Genomic DNA, 23,673 nt, shown 5'->3' on the forward strand with positions numbered 1-23,673 from the left:
GCATACTAGAAAAAGAAAGCTCCGAATAAATCGGAGCTTTCTTTACATATTTTTCATCCGACATCAAACAACCTTTTTCATTTAGAAATCAACTGCGCATCTTTAAGAATATACATCAATTTTTCGGGATCTTTTTCATTGAGTACAAGTGTACCCTTGACCTGTACCCGTTTTGACGTGTATTTAATGGGGTCCTTGAGCATTACTTCCATGACAGTCTCCGGTCCGCCAGCTCCGCAAAAGAAGCATTCCGCCAAAGGTAGTGATGAAAGAATAATATGCTCCGGCTTAAACATCCCCTCAAAAGGAATAATGTAGCCATCAGCAGTCACTTCGGTGCCTTCCAAGCTTTTAATTTTATCACTGAAATCAGGAACATATAGCTCACCGAAATCATCTTCACCTATCTTATAGCTAACATTAGAAAGGTCTTTCCACACGTTCACTTCCTGGGCAAAGGCAACCTGCACCGCTGCAACTGCAATTAATGTCAACAAGAATCTTTTCACTAAAATCATTTTTTTATAATTAATGCTATTTCGTCAATTGTGTTGCAATACCTGTCCTATAGGCATTCCATGCAGGAATTATTGAGGCCACTATCCCCACGCCCACAGCATAGGCCCAAATATACAACTCTTCTTCAATAAAGGTCCAAGCTGAAATCCCCGCTATTGCCCCTTGTTCGTTGAGACTAACGAGTACGTGGACAAAAAAGTGCCCGAGCAATACTCCCACACATGCACTGATGAACGTCAATATAATTCCTTCCAGCACAATATGGAAAAACAACTGCCCTCGGGAAGCACCTAATGTCCGCATCACTGCTAAGTCGTATTTCCGCTCCTTCATGGAATTATAAAGCGCTATGAAGATACTCAAACCAGCTATGATAATGATGGCAATTGCCAATCCCTGCACCATCGTCACCCCCACTCCAAGCAATTCAAATAGTCGATTAAGCTCAAAAGCCGGGGAGGCTGCATGCATATTTGTCCTGCTATTAATGAATCTTGGCAATTGGATTGCTGCCATGGGGTTTCTATATTGAATCAACATGGTTGTAATTTCCAATCCCTCATCATCGGTTTCAGGCAATCCACTTGTAATCACATCTGCCTCCATAGAAGCATGGTCATGGTCCTCGGCATGAGAATACCACACCGACTCCAGACTGGTCAAAACCAAATTATCTAACACATTTCCACTTTCCTCCAGAATCCCTACAACTACATAATCATGCTCATCATGGTCATGACTGGCAGTAGCAATCCCGTGTGAACCGGCAAACTCACTTCCTAATTTCAAATTCAGCTTCTTCGCTACCTCATGGCCTAACACCACCTCAAAAGGTTTAGTCCATAAACTGCCTTCGGAAAGCTCTGCTTTATAAAGGTCTAGATAATCATGATTGGTACCTACAATCCGAAATCCTTCATAATTATCCCCTAGCCCCATTGGAATAGCTGCTTTGACTAACCTATTTCTAGTCAAACCTCGGGCATCTTTTAAAGAAATATTTCCGGTCGGAAAGTCAATATGATACACACTTGAAAGTACAAGTTGCAAAGGACTACCTTTCGCTCCCACAACTAAGTCCACACCTTCCGCACCACGAGTCATCTTTGACTCAAACTGATTTTGCATCAGCAATAATACTGTGATTACCGATAGCCCAAGGGCAAGCAATAAAATGTTGAGGGTGGTATTTAGAGGTTTGAAAATGAGATATTTCCAGCTAAGCTTAAAGATATTCATTGCTTTCCTACCGTAATCTGATTTTTAAAATGATTTTTGACTCTTTGGTCATGGGTAACCACGACGAGAATCGCGTTTAGTTTTTGAGCTTGGCCTTTAAGAAGTTGAATTACCCTCTCGGCATTGACATCATCAAGAGAAGCGGTAGGTTCATCGGCAAGGATAACCTGGGGCTGATTGACTAGGGCCCTTGCGATAGATACCCGTTGGGCTTCCCCTTCACTCAACTGGCTTATTTTGGAGTTTTTCTTATCAAGAATATTCAAATCCTCCAATATCCCATCAATGTTGTATGGCTTTGCACCCGCAAGATAATTGGCTAATTCAAGATTTTCCTTGACAGTGAGGGGCGCCAAAATATGGGGTTTCTGAAAAATCATCCCAATATTTTTGCCCCTAAATTTATCCAGTTCAGCCCCTTTCAACTTATAAAGCTCAGTACTCCCCAGTCTTACATCTCCACTATGAGGCTCTAGCAAACCACCTATAATATTTAATAAAGTTGTTTTCCCACTTCCAGAATGTCCAAGAATCAATAGGTTCTCCCCTTTCGCTAAATTTACATCTGGGATTTGAAAGGAGTTCTGGGAGTTATATTGAAAGCGAATATTTCTTGTATGCAGCATATTACTTTTCCAATGGAATTCTTACAAAAAATGTGGTGCCTTTTTTGACTTCACTTTCAAAGGTAACTTCTCCTTTGAGCACATCCACACTTTTTTTGACAATTGATAACCCCAACCCGGACCCTTCAATAATTCCCACGTTTCCTGCTCTAAAGAATCGGTCAAAAAGTTGGGCCTGTTCTTTTGCAGGGATTCCTATACCTGCATCTTTGATGCTGGCATGTAAAATATTTTCATCCATCCAAACATTGAATTTCACTTCTCCATTATCCTTGGAATACTTGGCAGCATTACTTAGCAGGTTTTCAAAGATTTGGTATAACAAATCTTGATCACAATAGATGGTTTTAGGCAGCTTTTCTATTTTGGCTGCGATGGTGACCTTATTTTCAACCCCGGCTTGCACCACATCAATCACTTCATTGAAGAATGCAGATGTGTAAAGTTTCCCCGGCTTGTAAGCGATTTTATTTTCATCAGCTTTGCCAAAAAATAACACGTTTGTTAAAAGATTATTTAGGTTTCTTACTGATGCTTCTATTTTGTCAGCATGCTTGACCATCTTGGCCTTAAAAGGATGGTCCTTTTGGGCATATTTTTGCAACAACTGGGCTGAGCTCAAGATGGATGTCAAAGGAGTTTTGAACCCATGGGAAACATTCAATACAATTCTAGATTTTAACTCATTAATCTCCCTTTCCTTTTCTAGAGACCTTTGTAATTCTTTATTGGCTTCATTCAACTCGGCAGTTCGTATTTTCACCTTTTCTTCCAAGAGTTCATTCAGCTTTTGAAGTTCCTTTTCTTTCCGGTCCTTAAATATGGCAAGTTCAATCACCATGTTTAATTCTCTTATGTTAAAAGGCTTAATCACATAGGCACTTGGGTTAGTACCTACCACTTTTTGCAAGGTTTCCTCATCGGAACTGGCAGTTAGATACACCACGGGAATGGCGTATTTCTCATTGATAATCTCAGTGGTTCTGATTCCATCAAGTTCCCCGGCAAGGTTGATGTCCATCATGACCATGTCGGCGGTGTTTTCCTCCAAGATCTCCAAAGCCTCCTCTCCGGAATCTGCGATGGCTAGAATTTTATGGTTATTTTTTTCCAGTGCCTTTTTGAGCAACAATGCGGAGACGGTATCGTCCTCAGTTATTAGAATATTCAAAGGATTCATTATTAAATTTTAGGAAAATTTATCGGATGAGTTCTCAACGACGACATCTGCCTCCAAAGGCAGCACCACCGTCACCATAGTCCCAATCCCCTGGGTACTCTTCAGTAAGATATGTCCTTTTAACAAATCAACCAAGCTTTTGGTAATCGAAAGCCCAAGTCCAGTCCCCTCAAATTTACGTGCATATCCCCCACTTTCTTGCTGAAACGGTTGAAAAACTTTTAATAAAAATTCCTCACTCATCCCGATACCTTGGTCTTGAACCCTTATAAACAGAGCATTTTCGATATTTTTCACCTTAATCTGGATTAAACCAGTTTCGGAATATTTAATAGCATTACCCACTAGATGATTAATTATCAACTCTATGGAGTCTCTATCTATAGGTGCAATAAATGACTTAGTTTCAAATTTGGCAGTAAGCAGCAATCCTTTTTTCATGGCCAAAGCCTTATGTGGCATCAAAGTTTTGGAAATGAAATCATTTACATTTGTTTCCTTGAAGTGAATCTCCCGCTTATTTGCCTCAATTTTGGACATGTCGAGGATACTGTTGATTGTCTTGAGCAGACGTTCCCCGCTTTCCAGGATAATCTCCAGTTGAGAAAGTAACTCTGGATTATTTCTGTGGGTATAAATCATATTCTCAGTGCTTCCTAAAATACCATTCAAAGGCGTCCGAATTTCATGGCTCATATTGGATAGGAATCTGGACTTTAGACGGTTGGTCTCCTCTGCCCTATCCTTGGCGTGCTGCAACGCCAGTTCGTTGTTCTTCTTTTCAGTAATGTCCCTAAACACATTCAAAATCATTGGTTTTTGTTTGTGCTTGATGTCCAAAAGGGTAGAAAAAAGCTCTATAGTCCTGCTTCCACCGACAAACGGCACCGTCATTTCCTTCAGAAACCCATTCTCCCCGTTGGTCTGGAGATTCTTATAGATTTCAGCCCCTTGTTTATCAAAATATGCAGGATTAGTAAACATGACCGACATGTTTTTCCCTTTCAGATTCTTCTCTCGAATTCCACACAATTTCGCCATCGCAGGATTCACAGTTACTATCTGGCCACCTGCTAAGGTCAAACATAACCCATCCCTTGAACTGGTCCATACGTTTCGGAATTGTTCCTCAGCAATTTGGATTTCAGAAATCTTTTGGGAAATGGTTTTTCTCAAAAGCATCTCATTCCTAAACTGGTTAAGCAAAGTATTGAGAATAAAACCCAAAGCCAGGAATAGTACCAAAACCAGAAAAATAAAAATCGGCTTGAGATAATAGGGTTCATCGATTCTAAATGGTTCTGAAACCACTGTATCAGATTCAAACTGTCCATTGAGGCTAGCTTTCAGCTCAAGCGAATATGTACCTCCAGGTAGATTATTGAAAGTAATGTGGGAGGTTTTGGGGTCCCGGATAGTCACCCAATCATCAGAAAGCCCCTTTAATCGGTAATGAACCTCCAACCCCATCTGGGGCAAAAATGAGATGGCTTCATAAAAGATTTGGACATTGTTGTAATTATATGGTATACTTTGAAAATCTATATCTTCACCTTCGGCTGCCAAAACTACGGTTCTTCCTAATGTAACCTTGGGGCTTTCCACCTTTTGTAATTCGTTTGGAACAATAATCGACAGCCCGCTTTCTGTACCTACAAAAATTCTCCCATCGTAACCTTTAGTGAATGCACCTCTGTTTACCTCATCCCCAGCAAGACCACTGTTCTGGTCAAAATTTAATATCCTACTGGAGTCAATGAAATAAACCCCTCGATCACTCCCAATCCAAAGTCCTCCTTGTCCATCTTTTAAAATCGAATAGGCAGGTCTATCAAAAGTTTGCCCGTCATGGAACCTATACATTTCGAGGTTTCCGTTGTTATATATCTTGATACCTTCATCGGTAGCTAACAGCAAGCCTTCACTGGTTTCCAAATAATCATATCCACCTACTCTAATATAATGCTGTCTTTCAATCAGCCCTTCTTGGATTCCCTCATCCCTGCTTTGCAAGTATACAATTCTTCCATCTGAAAGCTCCCCAATTTTTCGGACATAAAATCTTTTGTCAATGATATCTTCAAATACAGAAGAGAATATATCCTCGTATTGCAACCTATTTCCTTGAAGCTTGGCTTTGAAAAGACTCGACCCCGCTAGTACGTAAAGCTCCTCATCAATTACCTTAATAAATTGAACAGGCTCTTTTGTAGGGGCCTCAAAATATGTTACCTCCCAAGTCCTAGTGTTTACTCTACCCACACCGCGTCCTCCTCCAGAGAAATAAAAATCAGAATCCAGTTTGCAAAAGTTATTCACTCTATTAACTGACCCGCCGCGAAGTTTAGGAAATGAGCTCAAAGTAATCAATTCCCCTTCTCTGTAATGTTGAACACCATTTGGGAAACCTAAAAGGTAATTCCCACTTCCAAGTCTTTGGATAGCCGTCACCTCATCATCTAAAAGTCCATGGTTCGTATTAAAATTCCGGAAAGCTAATGATGGAATCTGAGTGACCCCTCTTCTGCTTCCCAGCCAAAGTGAGCCTTCCCTGTCCAATAAAAATGAATGAATAAAGTATGTCCTGCCCTTTTCTATCGAAACCCTCAAAGGAAGATTACCCGAGGGTCTGGCAGAATTTAATCCCAACCGGAATAGCTGGGAGTTGAAGTGATAGAATGCATATCCATCCTTTAACCTTAAATCAAAATAGTCAACCCTTCCAAAAGGACGCTCACTGAAGCCTGAGTGTAATCTGTTACTCACCTCACCTAGCGCTGCACCTTTGGCAAGCACATTTTCCCCTAAGTAATAATATTCTCCAGTCTCTTCATTTAAGTTTACTTTATATATAGGACCTTCCAGTACTTCACTATAATTTGGATTAACTTCCTGAATTCCCCCATCATAATCCAATACAACTTCTTGGAAATACAATTTGCATACTCCCTCCTCACAGAAAACCGAAAGAAAATCCCCATACTCTTCGTAATCCACATTTTCAACAGTCCAATTTAGTGATTCCAAATCCAGAACAGCTATTATTCCACGTTCCATAAAAAACAACTTTTCACCTTGAGACGTTTTTGAGGTTTGGATTTTGCTGTACTCCCTATATCTTCCACTGTTTAGGACTTCTTCAGGTAAGGGGATACGCGTCCAAGAATCCTCCTCATATCTCCACAATTCTGAAGGGGAAGTGGATTTGTGAATAAAAATGGTATTTTCCGAGGTCTGGAACAGATCTACTCGACGATTTAACTTTTGATGAATGGAATCTGGAAGGTAATGAGTTACCAATCCATTAGTATAAAAAACACCCCTATCGGTGGCAAACCACACTTTCCCCCGTTCATCTTGGATAATATTAAATACTCTATTCGTAGGTAAATCCAAGCCTTTTATCTTTCTATTTTCTTGAAAGGACTGAGAAAAACCTACAAAAGCAAGCAAACATAAAACAAAAGAAAGGAAAAGCTTACGCATATAATTGTAGTATTCTACTAATTTATAAAAAACAATGATTAGAATAAATTAAATTGAGAATGTTTGATAATTCTTTTGTGAAAGGTCTTATTGTCTTATTTTTGTATCAAACTTTAAAAATCGCGACATGAGTGTTTTAGTAAATAAGAATTCAAAAGTAATTGTGCAAGGGTTTACCGGCTCTGAAGGGTCATTCCATGCCCAGCAGATGATTGATTACGGCACCAATGTAGTGGGCGGCGTGACTCCAGGTAAAGGAGGCAGCACCCATTTGGAAAGACCAGTTTTCAATTCTGTAGAGGAAGCTGTACAAAACACTGGAGCAGACACCTCCATTATTTTTGTTCCCCCTGCATTTGCAGCAGACGCCATCATGGAAGCAGCTGATGCAGGTATTAAAGTAATCATTGCCATTACCGAAGGAATTCCTGTTAAGGACATGATGAAAGCAAAGCCTTACATACAGCAAAGAGGAGCAACACTTATCGGGCCAAACTGTCCAGGTGTGATTACTCCAGGTGAGGCAAAAGTAGGTATCATGCCAGGCTTTGTCTTCAAGCAAGGACGTATAGGGATTGTCTCCAAATCAGGAACTTTGACTTACGAAGCTGCTGACCAAGTAGCAAAAGCTGGTATGGGCGTTTCTACTGCCATCGGAATCGGCGGAGACCCTATCATCGGTACTTCTACAAAAGAGGCAGTTCAATTACTTATGAACGACCCTGAAACTGAGGCAATCGTAATGATCGGTGAAATCGGCGGTAACTATGAAGCCGAAGCCGCAAAGTGGATTAGAGAAAATGGTAACCAAAAACCAGTTGTTGGATTCATCGCAGGCCAGACAGCACCTCCAGGCCGTAGAATGGGCCATGCCGGTGCCATCATCGGTGGGGCTGACGATACAGCTGAAGCTAAAATGAGAATCATGAGAGAAAACGGCATCCACGTAGCCGACTCTCCTGCAGAAATAGGTGCCGTAATGGCCAAAGCTTTGGGTGTAGAAGCTCAATAAGAGTTATCATCAAAGTTATAGTAAAAGGGGAGCCAAACAGTTCCCCTTTATTTATGTTCCTAAGGCAAGTGTAATTATAACTTTAACCACACAAAAAAACCACCGGAACATGATAGATCAAAACCTACTTCTAAGAAACCAAACAGCTATAGTAACTGGAGGCAGCTCAGGCATTGGGCAAGGGATTGCCATTGCGCTTGGTGCAGCTGGAGCTAATGTCGTCATTAATTTTCATGGCGATGAAGACGGGGCAAAGGAAACCCAAAAAGCCGTTGTTGAAAAGGGCAGTAAAGCAATTATCATCAAAGGTGACGTGGGCAAGGAAGAAGACGTTCAAAGGATCTTTGAGGAAACCAAAAAAACCTTCGGAGACCTCCATATTTTGGTCAACAATGCTGGTATACAAGAAGACAAACCTTTATTGGAAATGTCATTAGAGGACTGGGAAAAAGTTATACAAACAAATCTCACCGGCGCTTTTTTATGTGCCAAACAGGCGGCAAAAGTTTTCCAAGACCAAGGAATCAAGGAGGAGGTATCCAAAGCATGCGGCAAAATCATTTTCATCAGCTCAGTACATGACACTATCCCCTGGTCTGGCAGGGTCAATTACGCAACTGCTAAGGGTGGAATCAAGATGATGATGAAATCCATGGCCCAGGAACTTGCCCCAAAAAAAATCCGCGTCAACAGCATTTCCCCCGGCGCCATCAAAACCCCCATCAACGAACATGAATGGAAGGATGAGGAAGGCAAGAAGAAGATGCTCAAAAAAATCCCTTACGGTAGAATCGGTGAAACGGAGGACATTTCCTCTGCTGCGGTCTGGCTAAGTTCCGACCAAGCCGACTACATCACCGGCACCAGCCTTTATGTGGATGGTGGCATGACGCTCTATCCATCTTTTCAGGAAGAGCAATAAATAAAATCCTGAATTTGCTTACATGACAGAGTAGCACCGAGTTTTCACTGAGGATTACGGTGGCATTAATGTGGGAAGCCTATTAACTTCTGCATTGAAGCTTCGTGAAACTCAGTGCTAAAACTCTGAGAAGCTCTGTGCCCATTTTAATCTTAATTTTATTTAAGCCCTCTGCACCTTTGCTGTTTATTTCCAAAGGCTTACTATCTTTGCGCCTTCAAATTCAAAGATATGATTTCAGTAGATTCCTTAACCGTACAGCATGGCGGTTCCGCCCTATTTAGCAATATTTCCTTCAGCATCAACGAAAACGACAAGATAGCCCTCATGGGCAAAAACGGGGCGGGCAAATCCACTCTTTTGAAAATCATCGCTGGCGTAGGCAAACCCTCATCAGGGGGAGTATCCGCACCAAAGGATTTTGTAATTTCCTACTTGCCTCAGCATCTCCTTACCCAGGATGAGGCAACCGTTTTTGACGAAACTTCAAAAGCATTTGCCAGCTACCTTGGCATGAAACAGGAAATCGATGCTTTAAATGAAGAATTGACTGTAAGGACAGACTACGACTCGGAGGAATACTACAAAATCATCGAAAAGGTATCTGAACTCAGCGAGAAATTCTACTCGATCGAAGAAGTAAATTATGAAGCTGAGGTAGAAAAAGTACTTTTGGGTCTCGGGTTCGAAAGAGAAGATTTCCAACGACCAACCTCTGAATTTAGTGGGGGCTGGAGAATGAGAATTGAGCTGGCGAAAATCTTGTTGCAAAAGCCTGATCTTATACTTTTGGATGAGCCTACCAACCACTTGGACATCGAGTCCATTCAGTGGCTTGAAGAGTTTTTGACTGAGAAAGCCAAGGCAGTTATCGTAATCTCTCACGATAGAGCTTTTGTAGACAACATTACCAATAGGACCATTGAAGTCACTATGGGCCGTATCTATGATTATAAAGCCAAATACAGCCATTATCTTGAACTGAGGAAGGAAAGAAGGGAACAACAACAGAAAGCATACGAAGAGCAACAAAAGATGATTGCAGAAACCACGCAATTCATCGAGCGCTTTAAAGGCACCTATTCAAAAACCCTTCAGGTTCAATCCAGAGTTAAGATGCTGGAAAAGCTGGACATAGTAGAGGTTGACGAAGTAGACAACTCTGCACTGAAACTCCGTTTCCCACCATCTCCAAGATCAGGCAAATACCCTGTTATTGTCGAGGAGCTATCTAAGTCCTACGATGACCATGTGGTTTTCAAAAATGCTTCCATGACCATCGAAAGAGGCCAAAAGATCGCCTTTGTGGGGAAAAACGGTGAGGGTAAGTCTACCATGATCAAAGCCCTCATGGGTGAAATCGACTTTGAAGGACGACTAGAACTAGGCCACAACACCAAAATCGGCTACTTTGCGCAAAACCAAGCTTCTCTTTTGGATGAAAATATGACTGTTTTCGACACCATCGACCGAATCGCTGTAGGTGATATCCGCTCCAAAATCAAAGATTTATTGGGAGCTTTCATGTTTGGTGGTGACAATTCCATGAAGAAGGTGAAGGTGCTTTCCGGTGGTGAGAAAACTCGTCTAGCCATGATCAAACTTCTACTTGAACCGGTCAATCTACTTATACTCGATGAACCGACCAACCACTTGGATATGAAAACCAAGGATATCATCAAAGATGCCCTGAAAGCCTTTGATGGCACATTGATTTTGGTTTCTCACGACAGAGATTTCTTGGATGGCCTTGTTACCAAGGTGTATGAATTTGGCAATAAACGAGTAAGAGAACACTTTGAGGATATCAATGGGTTCTTGGCCTATAAAAAGATGGAAAACCTCAGAGAGGTAGAAAAATAAGCATACTGTCAAGCTTTTGCCAAGGCAAATTCTTTTACAATTCCTCCGGCAAAAAGTACTATGGGATCCTGGTGAAGCAAATTCACCAGGCTTTCATATAAATCGGGGTGGTAAAGCTTGAATTCTGAAGCTTTTTCAAAAAACGCCTCCACAGATACTGCAAAAAACTCGTGGATATTTTCACTAGCCTGCAATCTGAAAAATGAATTGCCTCCTTGTTTTACTTTTTGAACTTCCTCTGCGGCCAGCTCAATATACCTTTTCCACCAAACCTTATCCAAAAAGCTGTGCTCTCCATTGTACTTGATTTGATTTTCAATCTTGAGAGCATGGGCAAATTCATGGATTCCAAGATTTACCCCATCGTTGGGCAAAGCAAATCCCTTCATAAAACTTTTCCATGATATAACTATCACTCCATAACGAGGATTGACCTCCCCGTTATGATATTGGCGTGTCTGGGTAGAAAGATAGCGGTCAGGGTAGATTACAATCTTATCGAAATGTCTCAGTAATATATGCTTTGGGAATCCAAACAGCAACTTTACAGCCGTGGCACTTATAAGCACCTTCATTTCCATACTCACCGCCTTCAGGTCTCCTCTGGCATAAAAGCATTTATTGCAAATGAACAGGGCTAAGCGTTGACGGAATTCCTTTTGAAACCCTTCTGAAAGCTGTTGATAATACGGGAAATAGTCTTCCAATACTTTGGTTTCCTCTCTGCTGAGCCCCTTCAATCCTGACATTACAGCAAACTGATACCAGAGCAAACTTAACGAATTCCTTTTGCTTAGAAGTAATGCCATACAGCTGATGCTAAAAGTGTAAAACAAAAAAAACCTCCTATTGAAAACTTACAACAGGAGGTTTTTGTTTTTGAACAATTATTACTTGGCGTAATTAACTGCTCTCATTTCGCGTATAACTGTAATTTTTATTTGTCCAGGATATTGCATCTCCTTCTCGATTTTTTGGGAAATATCGAAGGATAGTTTACCCGCTGTGCTATCGTCTACATTCTCTGCATCCACCAAAACTCTTAACTCTCTACCGGCCTGCATAGCGAAACATTTGTTCACTCCATCAAAGCTCAAAGCAAGATCTTCAAGGTCTTTAAGCCTCTTTATATAGCTATCCATGATTTCCCTTCTTGCGCCAGGTCTAGAGCCTGATATGGCATCTGATGCCTGTACGATAGGCGAGATCATCGATGTCATCTCAATCTCATCGTGGTGAGCACCTATGGCATTAATTACCTCTGGATGCTCTTTATATTTCTTGGCTAATTCCATACCCAAGATAGCGTGAGGAAGCTCAGCCTCTTCAGGATAAACTTTTCCGATGTCATGAAGCAATCCTGCTCTTTTAGCCAACTTGGCGTTCAAGCCCATTTCCGCAGCCATCGTCGCACAAAGCTTGGCTACTTCCTTGGAGTGTTGCAGGAGGTTTTGACCGTATGAAGAACGGAACCTCATCCTACCTACCATTCTGATCAACTCAGGATGCAAGCCATGAACTCCTAGTTCAATACAGGTTCTTTCACCTATCTCTACAATTTCCTCTTCAATATTTTTCTCTGTCTTGGCAACCACTTCCTCAATTCTCGCCGGGTGGATCCTTCCATCCTGCACCAATCTGTGAAGTGATAGTCTTGCCACTTCTCTTCTTACTGGGTCAAAACCAGAAATGATGATCGCTTCTGGAGTGTCATCCACCACAATTTCAACCCCAGTAGCAGATTCCAATGCACGGATGTTTCTACCTTCACGGCCGATGATCTTACCCTTGATATCGTCACTTTCGATATTGAAGACCGATACGCAGTTTTCAATTGCATGCTCGGTCGCGGTACGCTGGATGGTGTCCAAAACGATTTTCTTGGCCTGCTTGGTAGCTGTCAATTTCGCTTGATCAAGAATATCCTTGATTTGCGAGGAAGCCTTGGTTTGGGCTTCGTCTTTCAGCATTTCAATGATTTGCTCTCTGGCCTCTTCCTTGGTCAATAAAGCAATTTTTTCAAGGTCTGAGATCCTTTGGTTGGTCACCCTGTCCAACTCATCTTTTTTCACTTGAACCGAGTGAAGCTGTGCATTAAGATTTTCCTTTTTGCTGTCTAGCTCTGCATCTTTTCGCTTAAGCTGTTCCATTTCCTTCGAAAGGATTTGCTCTCTCTGCTTAAGTTTGCCCTCATTGGTGATAAGGATGTTCTTTTTCTTACTTACCTCCTCCTCAAATTCAGATTTCAAGCGTAGGTATTTTTCCTTTGCCTCAAGGATCTTGTCCTTTTTGATGGATTCCCCGGTAAGCTCAGCTTCACGAATGGTGCTTTTGGCTTTTTCTCGGGCTTCTTCCTCGATTTTCTTATTGTTGCTCTTAATAAAAAAACCTGCCAGTAATCCACCTGCTATGAGGCCGACCACTCCTGCTATAATAATGTATGTTACTCCCATAGGTATATTTTAGATTTATAGACCTACCGGCTTTTCAAAAAAGTCCCGAACGGAGCGAATTTTCCAACAATTATATCAAGGATGTCAAATGTTCATTGATCTGGGATAAGGTCGACTCAATCTTTTCACTGCCCTCAGCGTTTGTCTCCCCTAGCTCCATGGATTCCACCATGCAGTCAAAGGCCACCATGGCCAACAGATCCTGCCTATCATCCAGACCAAATTCTTCTCTGTATCTTTTTAATTTATCGTTGATAAGCTTCCCTGCCCGCCTGATCCTGGCCTCATCTTCCACTTTGACTTTCATAGGATATTCCCTATCTCCTATTTTTATTTTAATGGAAAGTGTGTTCATATTATTCAGACAAATAGGTAATTACCTTATCAATTTCTTTTATATAATTATTGATGCGTTCTCTCAATTCGGCGGACTCCATATTTTCCACCGGTATGTTATTTACAATTTTACTAATTTTAATTTGATTTTTAAAATGATCCAAAGCATCATCTTTCTCCTTCAACTTGGACTCGGCCTTAGAAAGCCTCTCCTCGAGAAGGCTTTTTTCCTCCTCAAGATGTTGAATCTTTTTGCTTACCTGGTAGGCAAGCCGCTCTAGCCGGTCAAGTTCTTCGTGAATCATTCTATTTTCTAATCAAAGCATTAATCTCATTCTCAAAAGACTGCATCAACCTGCCCATAGTCTTCTCTATCACTTTATCAGTCAAGGTCTTCTCGTTGTCCTGAAGGTAAAAACTCAAAGCATAAGCCTTCTTATCCGAATCAATCTTATCGCCCTGGTACACATCAAATACACCGATTCGGTTCAGAAGTTTACCCCCTGCCTTCACTGCCAGCTGACGGATCTGATCAAAAGTTACCTCCTTGGAAATCACTAAAGAAAGATCCCTTCTCACTTCAGGAAACTTTGAAATCTCTTGATATTTTTTCAAACCTGAGGCCTTCTTCAGCAAATAATCCCAGTTAAGCTCGGCATAAAAAACTTCCTGCTTAACTTCCGCCAATCTACAAACCTTATCAGAGAGCAACCCAATTTTACCGACAGGATTTTTCCCTAGCGATAAAGAAAGCGCATAATCAAAAGGAGACTCATGGACAATTTCCATGTTCAGCTCAGGTAGACTCAACTTTTCAAGCAACCTTTCCACAACGCTGTAAAGATCAGGGAAGGAAACCTTTTTGGAGGGCTCCAACCAGCTTTCAGAAGCCTTGTCCCCTGTCAGAAACAGCGCCAAAACCTGGTCTTCCTGGTAACCCTCAGCAATTTTCTTGTAAGTAGTCCCAAATTCAAAAAACCTCAGGTCCTTCTGCCTTCTATTAATGTTGTGGGCTAACACCTCCAAACCGGTGAAAAGCATCGTCTGCCTCATTACTCCAAGGTCCTCGCTTAGTTTATTGAGGATCTCCACATTTGCTTCTGCATTCAGGTAACCTGACTTCTCCACATATTGCGGCTTGGTTAGCGAATTGGTAATGATCTCCTGGTATCCAAATCCACCCAAAAGTTCAGATAGCCTATACTGAAGTTTATTGCTGTCCTTGGCAGGATGCTCAGCCAAGAAGTCAGAACTGTAATGCTCAGTCAACTCTACCTTCTCAAAACCATATATCCTCAAGATCTCCTCGATAATATCTGCCTCTCGGGTAACGTCCACCCTGTAAGGTTTCACGATAGCCTTGAAACTTTCCTCAGTTTCATCCTCCACCTTGATGTCCAGATGAGTCAGAATTGACTTGATTTCCTCTTTGTCAATGTGTTTGCCGATCAGGCGGGTAATGTTCTTATATTTTACCGACACCTCAAAGTCTGAAACCGGGTTTGGATAAAGATCCACAATCTCAGAAGTGATCTCTCCTCCAGCAATTTCTTTCAAAAGAAGAGCTGCTCTTTTCAAGGCATAAATGGGCATGTTAGGGTCAGTTCCCCTCTCAAACCTGAAAGAAGCATCTGTTTTCAACCCATGATGCTGACTGCCTTTACGGATCACATCAGGAGAGAAATAGGCACTTTCCAAGAAAATGGCAGTAGTCCCCTCAGTCACCCCAGACCCTAAGCCGCCAAAAACCCCTGCCATGCAAAGGCCTTTTTCCGCATCACAGATCATCAACTCATCCCCAGTTAGCTTTCTTTCTTTCTCATCCAAAGTGATGAATTCAGTACCTGAAGCGAGTTTCTTCACCACGATCTTATCGCCAGCCAACTTATCCGCATCAAATGCGTGCAATGGCTGCCCAAGGTCGTGGAGAATATAATTGGTGATGTCCACCACGTTGTTGATCGGTTCCAGATCGAGTGCTTTCAGGTAGTTTTGAAGCCAATCTGGTGAAGGCCCCACTTTCAGGTTGCTGATAGTTAATCCCGCATATCGGGGACAATCTTCGGAGCTTTCAACCTCCACCTCAACAGTGCGGGAAGTGTTATCCACACCGAAATCTTTAACTGACGGAAGGCATACCTCTGAGCGAAGAATAGCTTTTAGATCCCTTGCAACCCCCAAATGGGAGGCTGCATCAGCTCTATTCGGCGTTAGACCAATTTCAAGCACATCATCATGCTTGATATTGAAGTATTCGGCAGCAGGAGTACCATTCGGCAAATCGGTATCCAGCACCATGATGCCGGCGTGGCTTTCGCCAAGTCCCAATTCGTCTTCGGCGCAAATCATCCCTTGGGAAGCCTCGCCTCTGATTTTGGCTTTTTTGATTACAAATGAATCCCCACCTTTTGGATAAAGGGTCGTCCCGACAGTTGCCACGACTACCTTTTGCCCTTTGGCAACATTGGGAGCACCGCAGACAATTGGCACCACTTCACTTCCAGTATCCACCGTAGTAAGGGAAAGCTTATCGGCATTAGGGTGTGATTCAAAGGTAAGAACTTCTCCGATCACGATCCCTTCCAGCCCACCTGGCACAGAGTCAAACCTCTGGATCCCCTCCACCTCTAGGCCTGATTGGGTGAGCATGTCAGCAATCTCCTCAGATGTTTGGTGTAACAGTATGAAATCTTTTAACCTATTGATTGAAATTTTCATTGAAGAATAAAATATTTGGAGCCTTTCGCGTAAAAAAGGCCATTAGCTACTTGATTTTGGATGTGTGGAAATTGGGTTACCAATTCCAATAACTGACAAATTTAAGATAATTGGCGGTGCCAGAAAGCTTATTTGGTGTAATTTTTCTCCCCTGCCCTGATAGGCACTTCCAGTAAGTTTTCCCTCGGAGGAATAGGACAGGCAAAATCAGGATTATAGGCACAGTATGGATTATAGGCCAAATTGAAATCCAACAAAACAGTTCGTTGGCCTTCCTGCTTGACATCCAGATACCTTCCCCCGCCATAAGTCTCCTCTGCACTTGTATCATCAGCAAATGCCAGGAAGAATTTCCTAAGATCAGTTTCGCGAGGAGATTGAAGCAAAAGCAACCTTTGCGTTCTCCCTTCAAGCTCAAATTCCACATAGGAATGCTTGATATACTTTTCCACATTCCCGTCCGTAAGCGGAATTTCTAGCATTTTTCGATTCTCCACAGGCACCATTCTTCCCTTAACTCGATACTGCTGATCAACGGGATAATAATCCAATTCTACCAAATCATTTTTCTGCTCACTGGTCAAAGGCGAATCGGCGTTATACTTGAGGTACTTAAACTGTCTGTCCCTTTCTTTTTCAATTTTTGCTTGATATTGTTCGGGCGTTTCGCCCCCAGAGAGGGCATAAAAAACCGCTACCAGCAGCACTACGGCCACGACAGCTAGTATAATATTCCTTGTATTCATAGACTATATTAGAGCATTGCTTCATCTGCAAAGCTAAAATAGCCAACATCGGTGAATATAACGTGATCCAATATGTTTAATTCTAAATTTTTGCCTACCGCGGCGAGCTTCTTGGTCAGATGAAGGTCTGTCTGGGAGGGCTTGGTGTTCCCTGAGGGGTGATTGTGCACAAGAATGATAGAGCAAGCCATATGCTCCAAGGCAAGCTTGAAAATCACCTTTGGATCTGCAATGGTGGCACTCGTACCGCCATGGCTTATTTTATGTTTGCTGGTCACCAAGTTTGCCCGGTTGAGAAGTAGAATGTAAAAATGCTCCACCGGTTCATCTTGAAGGTCAGGCTTCATCATCTCATACACATCAGCGGAGGAATTGATCTTGGGCTTTTTAACCTGCTCCACTTGCTTTCTGCGGCGACCTAGCTCTAAAGCACTTACAATGCTGATGGCTTTGGCCTCACCGATTCCCTTAAATTTCTGTAGATCCTTCACACTCATGCGCGCCAACCGCGCAAGGTCATTATCCACACTAGCCAGTATACACCTTGAAAGGTCCACAGCACTCATGTACCGGGTCCCTGACCCGATGAGAATGGCTATCAATTCAGCATCCGATAGTACAGCCTTACCTTTGAGCAACAGTTTTTCGCGCGGCCTGTCATCTTCAGCTAGCGCGGAGATTTTGATAGAAGAAAAGTTTTCCATGGAGGGGTAAAAAATATTTCCTACAGTATTTAAAAGTCCATGAAAATAGAAATTATTGGGCACAAAAAAAAGCCCCATTTTCATGGAGCTTTCTTTAAAAGCAAAATGCTTTCAATATCTTAGTCAATGCTATTTACAAACTTAGCCAATTTCGACTTCTTGTTAGAAGCATTATTGCTGTGAATAATGTTCTTCTTAGCCAATTTGTCAATCATACCAGAAACTTTTTTGAAAAGTTCTTGCGCCTCAGCCTTATCAGTAGTGCTTTTTAGCCTTTTGATAAACGTTCTTGTCGTCTTGGCCTGGTATCTGTTTCTCAATCGCTTAGCTTCGTTGGCACGAATTCTTTTAAGAGCGGATTTGTGATTTGCCATATCTTATAATTACTTAATTTCTTGTTTACAGTCCCTTTGTGTAATCGGAGTGCAAATTTAACTGATTAATTTTTAAATGCAAAAGGATTTCAAAAACTAATACCTTGTATCGCTTCAAAATCATGGTGATATAAATATTTACCCGTTGTAACGGTTGCAAATGTACGGAATAAAACCTTTCAAATCCGCTTAATTCTAGGTATTTTTATCAGCAATTACTTTTTAACCTTCTCTTTTTTATGAAAAAAGCCATCTGCCTGTTGATTTTTGTCCTACTCAGCCACAGCCACTCAGGGGCTTGGGGATTTTTTGCTCATAAGCGAATCAACCGACTGGCGGTATTCTCCTTACCGCCCGAAATGGTCGGCTTCTTCAAAGCAAATATCCAATATATCACCGAAAACGCAGTGAATCCCGACAGGCGTCGCTATGCAGTCATTGGCGAGGCCGAAAAGCATTTCATAGATGCCGATGCCTTTGGAGATAGCGCCGTTTACAAACTTCCCAGACACTGGAATCAGGCCGTCGAAACTTACACCGAGGATTCCTTACGCAAGTATGGAATCGGCCCCTGGAATGCCTATCGGGTAAAACTGCAGTTGACAGAGGCATTTAAAGCCAAAAACAAGCCTGCCATACTCCGGATAGCTGCCGACCTGGGCCATTACCTTGCCGACATCAACGTGCCCCTACACACCACCAAAAACTACAACGGTCAGCTTACCGACCAAGTAGGCATTCACGCCTTTTGGGAAAGTAGGATTCCGGAACTGCTTTCCGATGACTATGACCTACTCATCGGAAAGGCCGAATACCTACCCCAACCTCAATTAACCGCCTGGCAAGCTGTAATCTATGCTCATGAGGCACTGGACAGCGTACTTAGATTTGAAAAGGAACTCACGCAGAAATTTCCCACCCATAAAAAGTATAGCTATGAGGAAAGAGGTGGCATTTCCACACGGGTTTATTCCAAAGAATTTACAAAAGCCTACCATGACATGCTTGATGGCCAAGTCGAAAGGCACATGAAAAGGTCTATTAAGATGATAGCTGATTTTTGGTACACCGCTTGGGTAGATGCAGGCCAACCAGACCTGGACTCATTGATTCAGCACTCCACTCCAGCGGAGGAAGTTATCCCAACCGAAAGAGCCATCCAAACCAGAGAACATGAAAACTGACGGACACCTATAGAAACTCAGCCTCCAAGACCACCTCATATTCCAGGAGGGTCCTTGGAATTACCACCAGAAAAGGAACATCCGTGACAGCCGGACAGTCTTCAGATTGTATTTGAACCCTGTGCACCAACTTACCACAATCCAATATGGTACTCTGCTCAGTGAGGTATCCACAATTGTATGACCTCACTCTGCCAGCGATTAGAAAGCTTTCCTCAAAATTAATATTCATGGTGAGACTACTACAATCAATATGTCGGTTGAGATCGGCTTGATTGCGAATCACCACCAAGACCTCATCTGATTCTTGATCCACCTCAGTCAGTGTGCAACTTCGCCTAAGGTAATCCAAAGGAACTGTGCTGACAAACACCTCATCACATTTGGATTCACCCAAAGAACATGAACCAAAAACAATTGACACAAGGGCAATTAAAACTAGTTGGGTTTTCATAAAAAATAACATTAGGGTAAAAAAGCATAGTGGAGAAAAAAGTCCGAAACCCCTTTCTCATCAACTCTAAAGTTTACGTAATAACACCTACATTTAAAAGGCCAAAAAGTTAGTTTCGCACTCATATTTATTTAATACACAGCAAAACATGACAAAAGCTGTGCTTTTCTTCAGTTTTCACAGAATGAATTCACATCTTCCTCTTTACCATTATCATTCGCCCAACGAACAACCCAGCAGCCAGTATAATCAAGACTGGCAAAACAAATCTCGGCACCTCAATACCCCACCAAAACCTATTTATCAAATATAACCAAAACACAATGGACACGCTGTACATCGCAATCTGCATCAACTTTTCACCCATAACTTATGCAATCACTTAAAAACCAAACCACCCCCAACTCTAAGAATTGAGGGTGGTGTACTTCATTCATTTATTTTCGGTCTTCCGTACCCGGTCACCCGTCTTCTCCTACTTCAAATTCTTATACCTGATCCTCTTCGGCGTCACATCCCCAAGACGTTTTTTCTTGTTCTCCTCATAATCAGAGAAGTTCCCCTCAAACCAGTACACCTGCGAATCCCCTTCAAATGCAAGGATATGCGTACAGATTCTATCCAGGAACCATCTGTCGTGAGATATGATTACCGCACAGCCACCAAAGTTTTCAAGTGCCTCTTCAAGTGACCTCAAAGTGTTCACGTCAAGATCATTGGTAGGTTCATCCAACAGGAGAAGGTTACCGCCCTCTTTCAAGGTCATAGCCAAATGCACCCTGTTGCGCTCCCCTCCGGACAGCACCCCAACCTTTTTCTCTTGGTCAGCACCGTTGAAGTTGAACTTGCTTACATAGGCTCTGGCATTCATCTCCTTGTTGCCCAATTTGACAAACTCACTTCCTTCAGAGATAAGCTGGTAAACAGATTTGTCAGCGTCCAAGCTGTCATGCTCCTGATCCACATAGGCCAGTTTCACTGTTTCACCCACTTCAAAATGTCCAGCATCTGGCTTTTCCTGACCGGTAATCAACTTAAATAATGTAGATTTACCTGCACCATTTGGACCGATGATACCAACTATACCACCCTGAGGCAGGTTGAAGGATAAGTCGTCAAATAGCAATTTGTCACCATAAGCTTTGGAAACATTGTTCACCTCAATCACCTTGGCACCCAAACGTGGCCCCGGTGGGATGTAAAGCTCCAACTTCGCTTCTCTTTCCTTGGCTTCCTCGCCCACCAATTTGTCGTAGGCATTCAGACGAGCTTTCCCTTTGGATTGCTTGGCTTTGGGTGACATGCGGATCCATTCTAATTCCCTTTCGAGAGTTTTTTGGCGCTTGGATTCCGTTTTCTCCTCCTGCTTCAATCTCTGCTGCTTTTGATCCAACCAGCTGGAGTAGTTACCCTTCCAAGGAATACCTTCTCCCCTGTCAAGTTCCAAAATCCATCCGGCAACATTGTCTAGGAAGTATCTATCGTGAGTAACCGCGATTACGGTACCTTTATAATTTTTCAGGTGTTGTTCCAACCAATGCACAGACTCCGCATCCAAGTGGTTGGTAGGCTCATCAAGTAAAAGAACATCTGGTTCTTGAAGCAGTAACCTACAAAGGGCTACCCTTCTTTTCTCACCACCAGAAAGGTTTTTCACATTTGCATCGCTTGGAGGAAGCCTCAAAGCATCCATGGCTTTGTCCAACATCACATCCAGTTCCCAAGCATTGGCAGCATCCAGCTTTTCCTGCACCTCACCCTGCTTTTGGATCAGTTTATCCATGGCATCGGGATCTTCCATTAAGGCTGGATCCATGAATTTCTCATTGATCTCCTCAAATTCCTTGAGCAGGTTTACCGTCTCTGCAACTGCCTCTTCAACCACTTCTTTCACCGTTTTGTCGGGATCCAACTGCGGCTCCTGCTCCAACATGCCTACGGAATAGCCTTGCGACCATACCACCTCACCCTGAAACTCCTTATCCGTACCCGCAATAATACGCAGCAAGGAGCTTTTCCCAGACCCGTTGAGACCGAGCACCCCGATCTTGGCTCCATAGAAAAAGGATAGATATATATCTTTTAACACTTTCTTTTGAGGGGGGTATATCTTTGACACCCCGGCCATTGAAAAAATGATTTTTTCTGAACTCATAGAATTTATTTTTATCTTATGTTCCAATTAATTCTAACAAAGATGGCAAAAATAGCGCTTTCTTAGGATAAATGCTTTTGAATTAATTAATTTGCAAGAAATCCACTTTTGGAATAAAGACTAACCACCAACCTATTAGATCACAATGGAGCATCCATACGGATACATAAAAGACGACAAAGTCTATCTTAAGGGCTTTTTAAATCAGGAAGACAGGGTCATCGGCGAGGTGAAAGAAGACGAAGCTTCCACAATTAAATATTTTGAGGACCGCTTTGAATTGGTCAAAGAAAAGGTCGCCAATCTTAAGAAGGACATTGAAGAGAACCAAAACAAAGGTTCCTTCCTGATGAAACTCATACACCTGAGGGATTCCCTCATGCAATATGACGCATTGGGCGATTTTGTGCCCCTGATTGAAGAACTTAATCACCTGGAAACATATCTGGAAGAAATCATCCAATCCAACCGGGCCCGAAACCTTGAAATCAAGAAAGGACTGATTCTTGAGGCTGAAGCTTTGAAAAACAATACGGATTGGAAGGAAACGACTGAAGCGTTTAAAAACCTTAAGTTACGTTGGATCAAAACCGGACCCGTTGCAAAAGAGCTTGAGGAGGAAATCGAAGCAGAATTCAATGAAGCAGTTGAGCATTTCTTTGCCAACAGAAAAGACTACTTTGATGGGTTGGCTCTACAGGCAGAGGAAAACATAAAAGACTATGAGGCGTTGCTAAACCAGGCCCGGGAAGCGTTTGAACTCCGTGATGTTAAGCAGGCTTTTGAAATAAGTAAGCGTATCCAAAAAGAATGGAAAGCGGCGGGAAAAGTCCCAGCGGAAAAAAGACAGCCCCTTTGGGATGAGTTTTCCAAGATCAACAATCGCATTTTCAGCAAATACAAAAGGGTCGCACAAGCCGAGTCGTATATCCCCCCAAGAGAGGTGATCCAGAAAGTGGATAGTATGGCTACCGAAATGAAGAAACTCGCCAAAGCGCCGACCAGCAAGGAAAACTTGGAGGCTGCTAAAAAGCTTCAGTTAGATTGGAAAAAACTTCCAATAAAAAAACCCAGAGATGCGCAACAATCTGCTAATAGCTTCGTCTTTTTTGCAGATGTGGTTTTTGAAAAGGCTTTCTTGGAAAGACTCATCCGGTCTAAGCATGAGAATTTTGAAAGTAAAGACCAGGCTGAGCAGAACCAACTCAAAAGCCATCTCTTGAAGGACCTGATAAATAGGGACCAACGTGAACTTGACACAATAAAAGGCAATTCGGAAAATTTCCGCACTTCGGAAGACCGTTTTGACGCTATGCTTCAACGCAAAATAGCCTCCTACAAACGCAAGGTGGACGTTAAAAACTATATTCTGCGAGACCTTTAAAACTATTTATCCGTTAAAGTTTAAAATCTTAAAAGAATTTATATTTTTGCAATCCGTTAAGGCGGACAACATAAAATTATTAAGACTATGTATTGGACATTAGAATTAGCGTCTTACTTGGAAGATGCTCCATGGCCGGCTACCAAAGATGAATTGATTGACTTCGCGATCCGCTCTGGAGCTCCTCTTGAAGTTGTAGAAAACCTTCAAGAACTTGAAGACGACGGTGAGCCTTATGAAAATATTGAGGAAATCTGGCCTGATTATCCTACTAAAGATGACTTCTTCTTCAACGAAGACGAATATTAACTGAACTGT

Annotated in this window: 21 protein-coding genes; 6 read left to right on the forward strand and 15 right to left on the reverse strand. The window is 42.2% G+C overall.

Annotation, left to right across the window (positions count from 1 at the left end):
* Positions 1–77: 77 nt before the first annotated feature.
* Genes FPL27_RS15310 through FPL27_RS15330 form a run of 5 tightly spaced genes read right to left on the reverse strand, consistent with a single transcriptional unit; the run spans position 78 to position 7,050 of the window.
* Positions 78–518 carry a hypothetical protein gene (locus FPL27_RS15310; protein WP_143961942.1) on the reverse strand — a complete coding sequence of 147 codons (441 nt, stop codon included), beginning with the start codon at positions 516–518 and terminating at the stop codon, positions 78–80.
* Positions 519–534: 16 nt separating this feature from the next.
* Positions 535–1,758 carry an ABC transporter permease gene (locus FPL27_RS15315; RefSeq protein WP_143961944.1) on the reverse strand — a complete coding sequence of 408 codons (1,224 nt, stop codon included), beginning with the start codon at positions 1,756–1,758 and terminating at the stop codon, positions 535–537.
* The gene (locus tag FPL27_RS15320; RefSeq protein ID WP_143961945.1) at positions 1,755–2,384 is read right to left on the reverse strand and encodes an ABC transporter ATP-binding protein; all 630 of its coding nucleotides are present in this window, start codon (positions 2,382–2,384) and stop codon (positions 1,755–1,757) included. The genes FPL27_RS15315 and FPL27_RS15320 overlap by 4 nt, the downstream gene beginning before the upstream one ends.
* Before the next feature lies 1 nt (position 2,385).
* On the reverse strand, positions 2,386–3,564 hold the full coding sequence (locus FPL27_RS15325; protein ID WP_143961947.1) for a hybrid sensor histidine kinase/response regulator: 1,179 nt from the start codon (positions 3,562–3,564) through the stop codon (positions 2,386–2,388).
* A 9-nt stretch (positions 3,565–3,573) separates the two neighbouring features.
* On the reverse strand, positions 3,574–7,050 hold the full coding sequence (locus FPL27_RS15330; protein WP_143961949.1) for a sensor histidine kinase: 3,477 nt from the start codon (positions 7,048–7,050) through the stop codon (positions 3,574–3,576).
* A 127-nt stretch (positions 7,051–7,177) separates the two neighbouring features.
* On the opposite strand from FPL27_RS15330, the gene sucD reads away from it, so the two are divergent.
* The 3 genes from sucD (at position 7,178) to FPL27_RS15345 (ending at position 10,847) form a co-directional block, all read left to right on the forward strand.
* Positions 7,178–8,062 carry a succinate--CoA ligase subunit alpha gene (gene sucD, locus FPL27_RS15335; RefSeq protein ID WP_143961952.1) on the forward strand — a complete coding sequence of 295 codons (885 nt, stop codon included), beginning with the start codon at positions 7,178–7,180 and terminating at the stop codon, positions 8,060–8,062.
* Between the two features lie 109 nt (positions 8,063–8,171).
* Positions 8,172–8,984 (forward strand): glucose 1-dehydrogenase, encoded by an 813-nt coding sequence (locus FPL27_RS15340; RefSeq protein ID WP_143961954.1) that lies wholly within the window; start codon positions 8,172–8,174, stop codon positions 8,982–8,984.
* A 231-nt stretch (positions 8,985–9,215) separates the two neighbouring features.
* Positions 9,216–10,847 (forward strand): ABC-F family ATP-binding cassette domain-containing protein, encoded by a 1,632-nt coding sequence (locus FPL27_RS15345; RefSeq protein ID WP_143961956.1) that lies wholly within the window; start codon positions 9,216–9,218, stop codon positions 10,845–10,847.
* Positions 10,848–10,855: 8 nt separating this feature from the next.
* Here the strand turns inward: FPL27_RS15345 and FPL27_RS15350 are convergent, their stop codons facing one another.
* From FPL27_RS15350 to rpsT, 8 genes are all read right to left on the reverse strand, one after another.
* Positions 10,856–11,656, reverse strand: coding sequence for a zinc-dependent peptidase (locus FPL27_RS15350; protein WP_235893456.1), 801 nt, complete (start codon positions 11,654–11,656; stop codon positions 10,856–10,858).
* Between the two features lie 81 nt (positions 11,657–11,737).
* On the reverse strand, positions 11,738–13,300 hold the full coding sequence (rny, locus tag FPL27_RS15355) for a ribonuclease Y (protein WP_143961958.1): 1,563 nt from the start codon (positions 13,298–13,300) through the stop codon (positions 11,738–11,740).
* 70 nt (positions 13,301–13,370) lie between these two features.
* Positions 13,371–13,655 carry a cell division protein ZapA gene (locus tag FPL27_RS15360; RefSeq protein ID WP_143961960.1) on the reverse strand — a complete coding sequence of 95 codons (285 nt, stop codon included), beginning with the start codon at positions 13,653–13,655 and terminating at the stop codon, positions 13,371–13,373.
* Position 13,656: 1 nt separating this feature from the next.
* Complete coding sequence (locus tag FPL27_RS15365; RefSeq protein WP_143961962.1) at positions 13,657–13,941, reverse strand: hypothetical protein; 285 nt, start codon at positions 13,939–13,941, stop codon at positions 13,657–13,659.
* A 1-nt stretch (position 13,942) separates the two neighbouring features.
* Complete coding sequence (gene pheT / locus FPL27_RS15370; RefSeq protein ID WP_143961964.1) at positions 13,943–16,354, reverse strand: phenylalanine--tRNA ligase subunit beta; 2,412 nt, start codon at positions 16,352–16,354, stop codon at positions 13,943–13,945.
* 128 nt (positions 16,355–16,482) lie between these two features.
* Positions 16,483–17,100, reverse strand: coding sequence for a DUF1684 domain-containing protein (locus FPL27_RS15375; RefSeq protein ID WP_143961966.1), 618 nt, complete (start codon positions 17,098–17,100; stop codon positions 16,483–16,485).
* Between the two features lie 8 nt (positions 17,101–17,108).
* A complete protein-coding gene (gene radC, locus FPL27_RS15380; RefSeq protein WP_143962195.1) occupies positions 17,109–17,804 on the reverse strand; it encodes a RadC family protein in 696 nt (231 codons plus the stop codon).
* Positions 17,805–17,923: 119 nt separating this feature from the next.
* Positions 17,924–18,178 carry a 30S ribosomal protein S20 gene (rpsT, locus tag FPL27_RS15385; RefSeq protein ID WP_143961968.1) on the reverse strand — a complete coding sequence of 85 codons (255 nt, stop codon included), beginning with the start codon at positions 18,176–18,178 and terminating at the stop codon, positions 17,924–17,926.
* 239 nt (positions 18,179–18,417) lie between these two features.
* On the opposite strand from rpsT, the gene FPL27_RS15390 reads away from it, so the two are divergent.
* A complete protein-coding gene (locus tag FPL27_RS15390) occupies positions 18,418–19,362 on the forward strand; it encodes a zinc dependent phospholipase C family protein (protein ID WP_143961970.1) in 945 nt (314 codons plus the stop codon).
* A gap of 7 nt (positions 19,363–19,369) precedes the next feature.
* Here the strand turns inward: FPL27_RS15390 and FPL27_RS15395 are convergent, their stop codons facing one another.
* A complete protein-coding gene (locus tag FPL27_RS15395) occupies positions 19,370–19,816 on the reverse strand; it encodes a hypothetical protein (protein ID WP_143961972.1) in 447 nt (148 codons plus the stop codon).
* 475 nt (positions 19,817–20,291) lie between these two features.
* A complete protein-coding gene (ettA, locus tag FPL27_RS15400) occupies positions 20,292–21,971 on the reverse strand; it encodes an energy-dependent translational throttle protein EttA (RefSeq protein WP_143961974.1) in 1,680 nt (559 codons plus the stop codon).
* A gap of 145 nt (positions 21,972–22,116) precedes the next feature.
* Here ettA and FPL27_RS15405 point away from each other — a divergent pair, with 145 nt between their 5' ends.
* Positions 22,117–23,355 (forward strand): DUF349 domain-containing protein, encoded by a 1,239-nt coding sequence (locus FPL27_RS15405; protein WP_143961975.1) that lies wholly within the window; start codon positions 22,117–22,119, stop codon positions 23,353–23,355.
* Between the two features lie 87 nt (positions 23,356–23,442).
* Positions 23,443–23,664, forward strand: a complete 222-nt coding sequence (locus FPL27_RS15410) for a DUF2795 domain-containing protein (protein ID WP_010855875.1) — start codon at positions 23,443–23,445, stop codon at positions 23,662–23,664.
* Positions 23,665–23,673 lie beyond the last annotated feature (9 nt).

Origin of the sequence: Litoribacter populi, assembly GCF_007483685.1 — a bacterium.
Lineage (GTDB): Bacteria > Bacteroidota > Bacteroidia > Cytophagales > Cyclobacteriaceae > Litoribacter > Litoribacter populi.

Excerpts from the sequence above, each read along its gene's own strand:
- FPL27_RS15310 (WP_143961942.1), bottom strand. The coding sequence starts at position 518 with ATGATTTTAGTGAAAAGATTCTTGTTGACATTAATTGCAGTTGCAGCG.
- FPL27_RS15315 (WP_143961944.1), bottom strand. The coding sequence starts at position 1,758 with ATGAATATCTTTAAGCTTAGCTGGAAATATCTCATTTTCAAACCTCTA.
- FPL27_RS15320 (WP_143961945.1), bottom strand. The coding sequence starts at position 2,384 with ATGCTGCATACAAGAAATATTCGCTTTCAATATAACTCCCAGAACTCC.
- FPL27_RS15325 (WP_143961947.1), bottom strand. The coding sequence starts at position 3,564 with ATGAATCCTTTGAATATTCTAATAACTGAGGACGATACCGTCTCCGCA.
- FPL27_RS15330 (WP_143961949.1), bottom strand. The coding sequence starts at position 7,050 with ATGCGTAAGCTTTTCCTTTCTTTTGTTTTATGTTTGCTTGCTTTTGTA.
- sucD (WP_143961952.1), top strand. The coding sequence starts at position 7,178 with ATGAGTGTTTTAGTAAATAAGAATTCAAAAGTAATTGTGCAAGGGTTT.
- FPL27_RS15340 (WP_143961954.1), top strand. The coding sequence starts at position 8,172 with ATGATAGATCAAAACCTACTTCTAAGAAACCAAACAGCTATAGTAACT.
- FPL27_RS15345 (WP_143961956.1), top strand. The coding sequence starts at position 9,216 with ATGATTTCAGTAGATTCCTTAACCGTACAGCATGGCGGTTCCGCCCTA.
- FPL27_RS15350 (WP_235893456.1), bottom strand. The coding sequence starts at position 11,656 with ATGGCATTACTTCTAAGCAAAAGGAATTCGTTAAGTTTGCTCTGGTAT.
- rny (WP_143961958.1), bottom strand. The coding sequence starts at position 13,300 with ATGGGAGTAACATACATTATTATAGCAGGAGTGGTCGGCCTCATAGCA.
- FPL27_RS15360 (WP_143961960.1), bottom strand. The coding sequence starts at position 13,655 with ATGAACACACTTTCCATTAAAATAAAAATAGGAGATAGGGAATATCCT.
- FPL27_RS15365 (WP_143961962.1), bottom strand. The coding sequence starts at position 13,941 with ATGATTCACGAAGAACTTGACCGGCTAGAGCGGCTTGCCTACCAGGTA.
- pheT (WP_143961964.1), bottom strand. The coding sequence starts at position 16,354 with ATGAAAATTTCAATCAATAGGTTAAAAGATTTCATACTGTTACACCAA.
- FPL27_RS15375 (WP_143961966.1), bottom strand. The coding sequence starts at position 17,100 with ATGAATACAAGGAATATTATACTAGCTGTCGTGGCCGTAGTGCTGCTG.
- radC (WP_143962195.1), bottom strand. The coding sequence starts at position 17,804 with ATGGAAAACTTTTCTTCTATCAAAATCTCCGCGCTAGCTGAAGATGAC.
- rpsT (WP_143961968.1), bottom strand. The coding sequence starts at position 18,178 with ATGGCAAATCACAAATCCGCTCTTAAAAGAATTCGTGCCAACGAAGCT.
- FPL27_RS15390 (WP_143961970.1), top strand. The coding sequence starts at position 18,418 with ATGAAAAAAGCCATCTGCCTGTTGATTTTTGTCCTACTCAGCCACAGC.
- FPL27_RS15395 (WP_143961972.1), bottom strand. The coding sequence starts at position 19,816 with ATGAAAACCCAACTAGTTTTAATTGCCCTTGTGTCAATTGTTTTTGGT.
- ettA (WP_143961974.1), bottom strand. The coding sequence starts at position 21,971 with ATGAGTTCAGAAAAAATCATTTTTTCAATGGCCGGGGTGTCAAAGATA.
- FPL27_RS15405 (WP_143961975.1), top strand. The coding sequence starts at position 22,117 with ATGGAGCATCCATACGGATACATAAAAGACGACAAAGTCTATCTTAAG.
- FPL27_RS15410 (WP_010855875.1), top strand. The coding sequence starts at position 23,443 with ATGTATTGGACATTAGAATTAGCGTCTTACTTGGAAGATGCTCCATGG.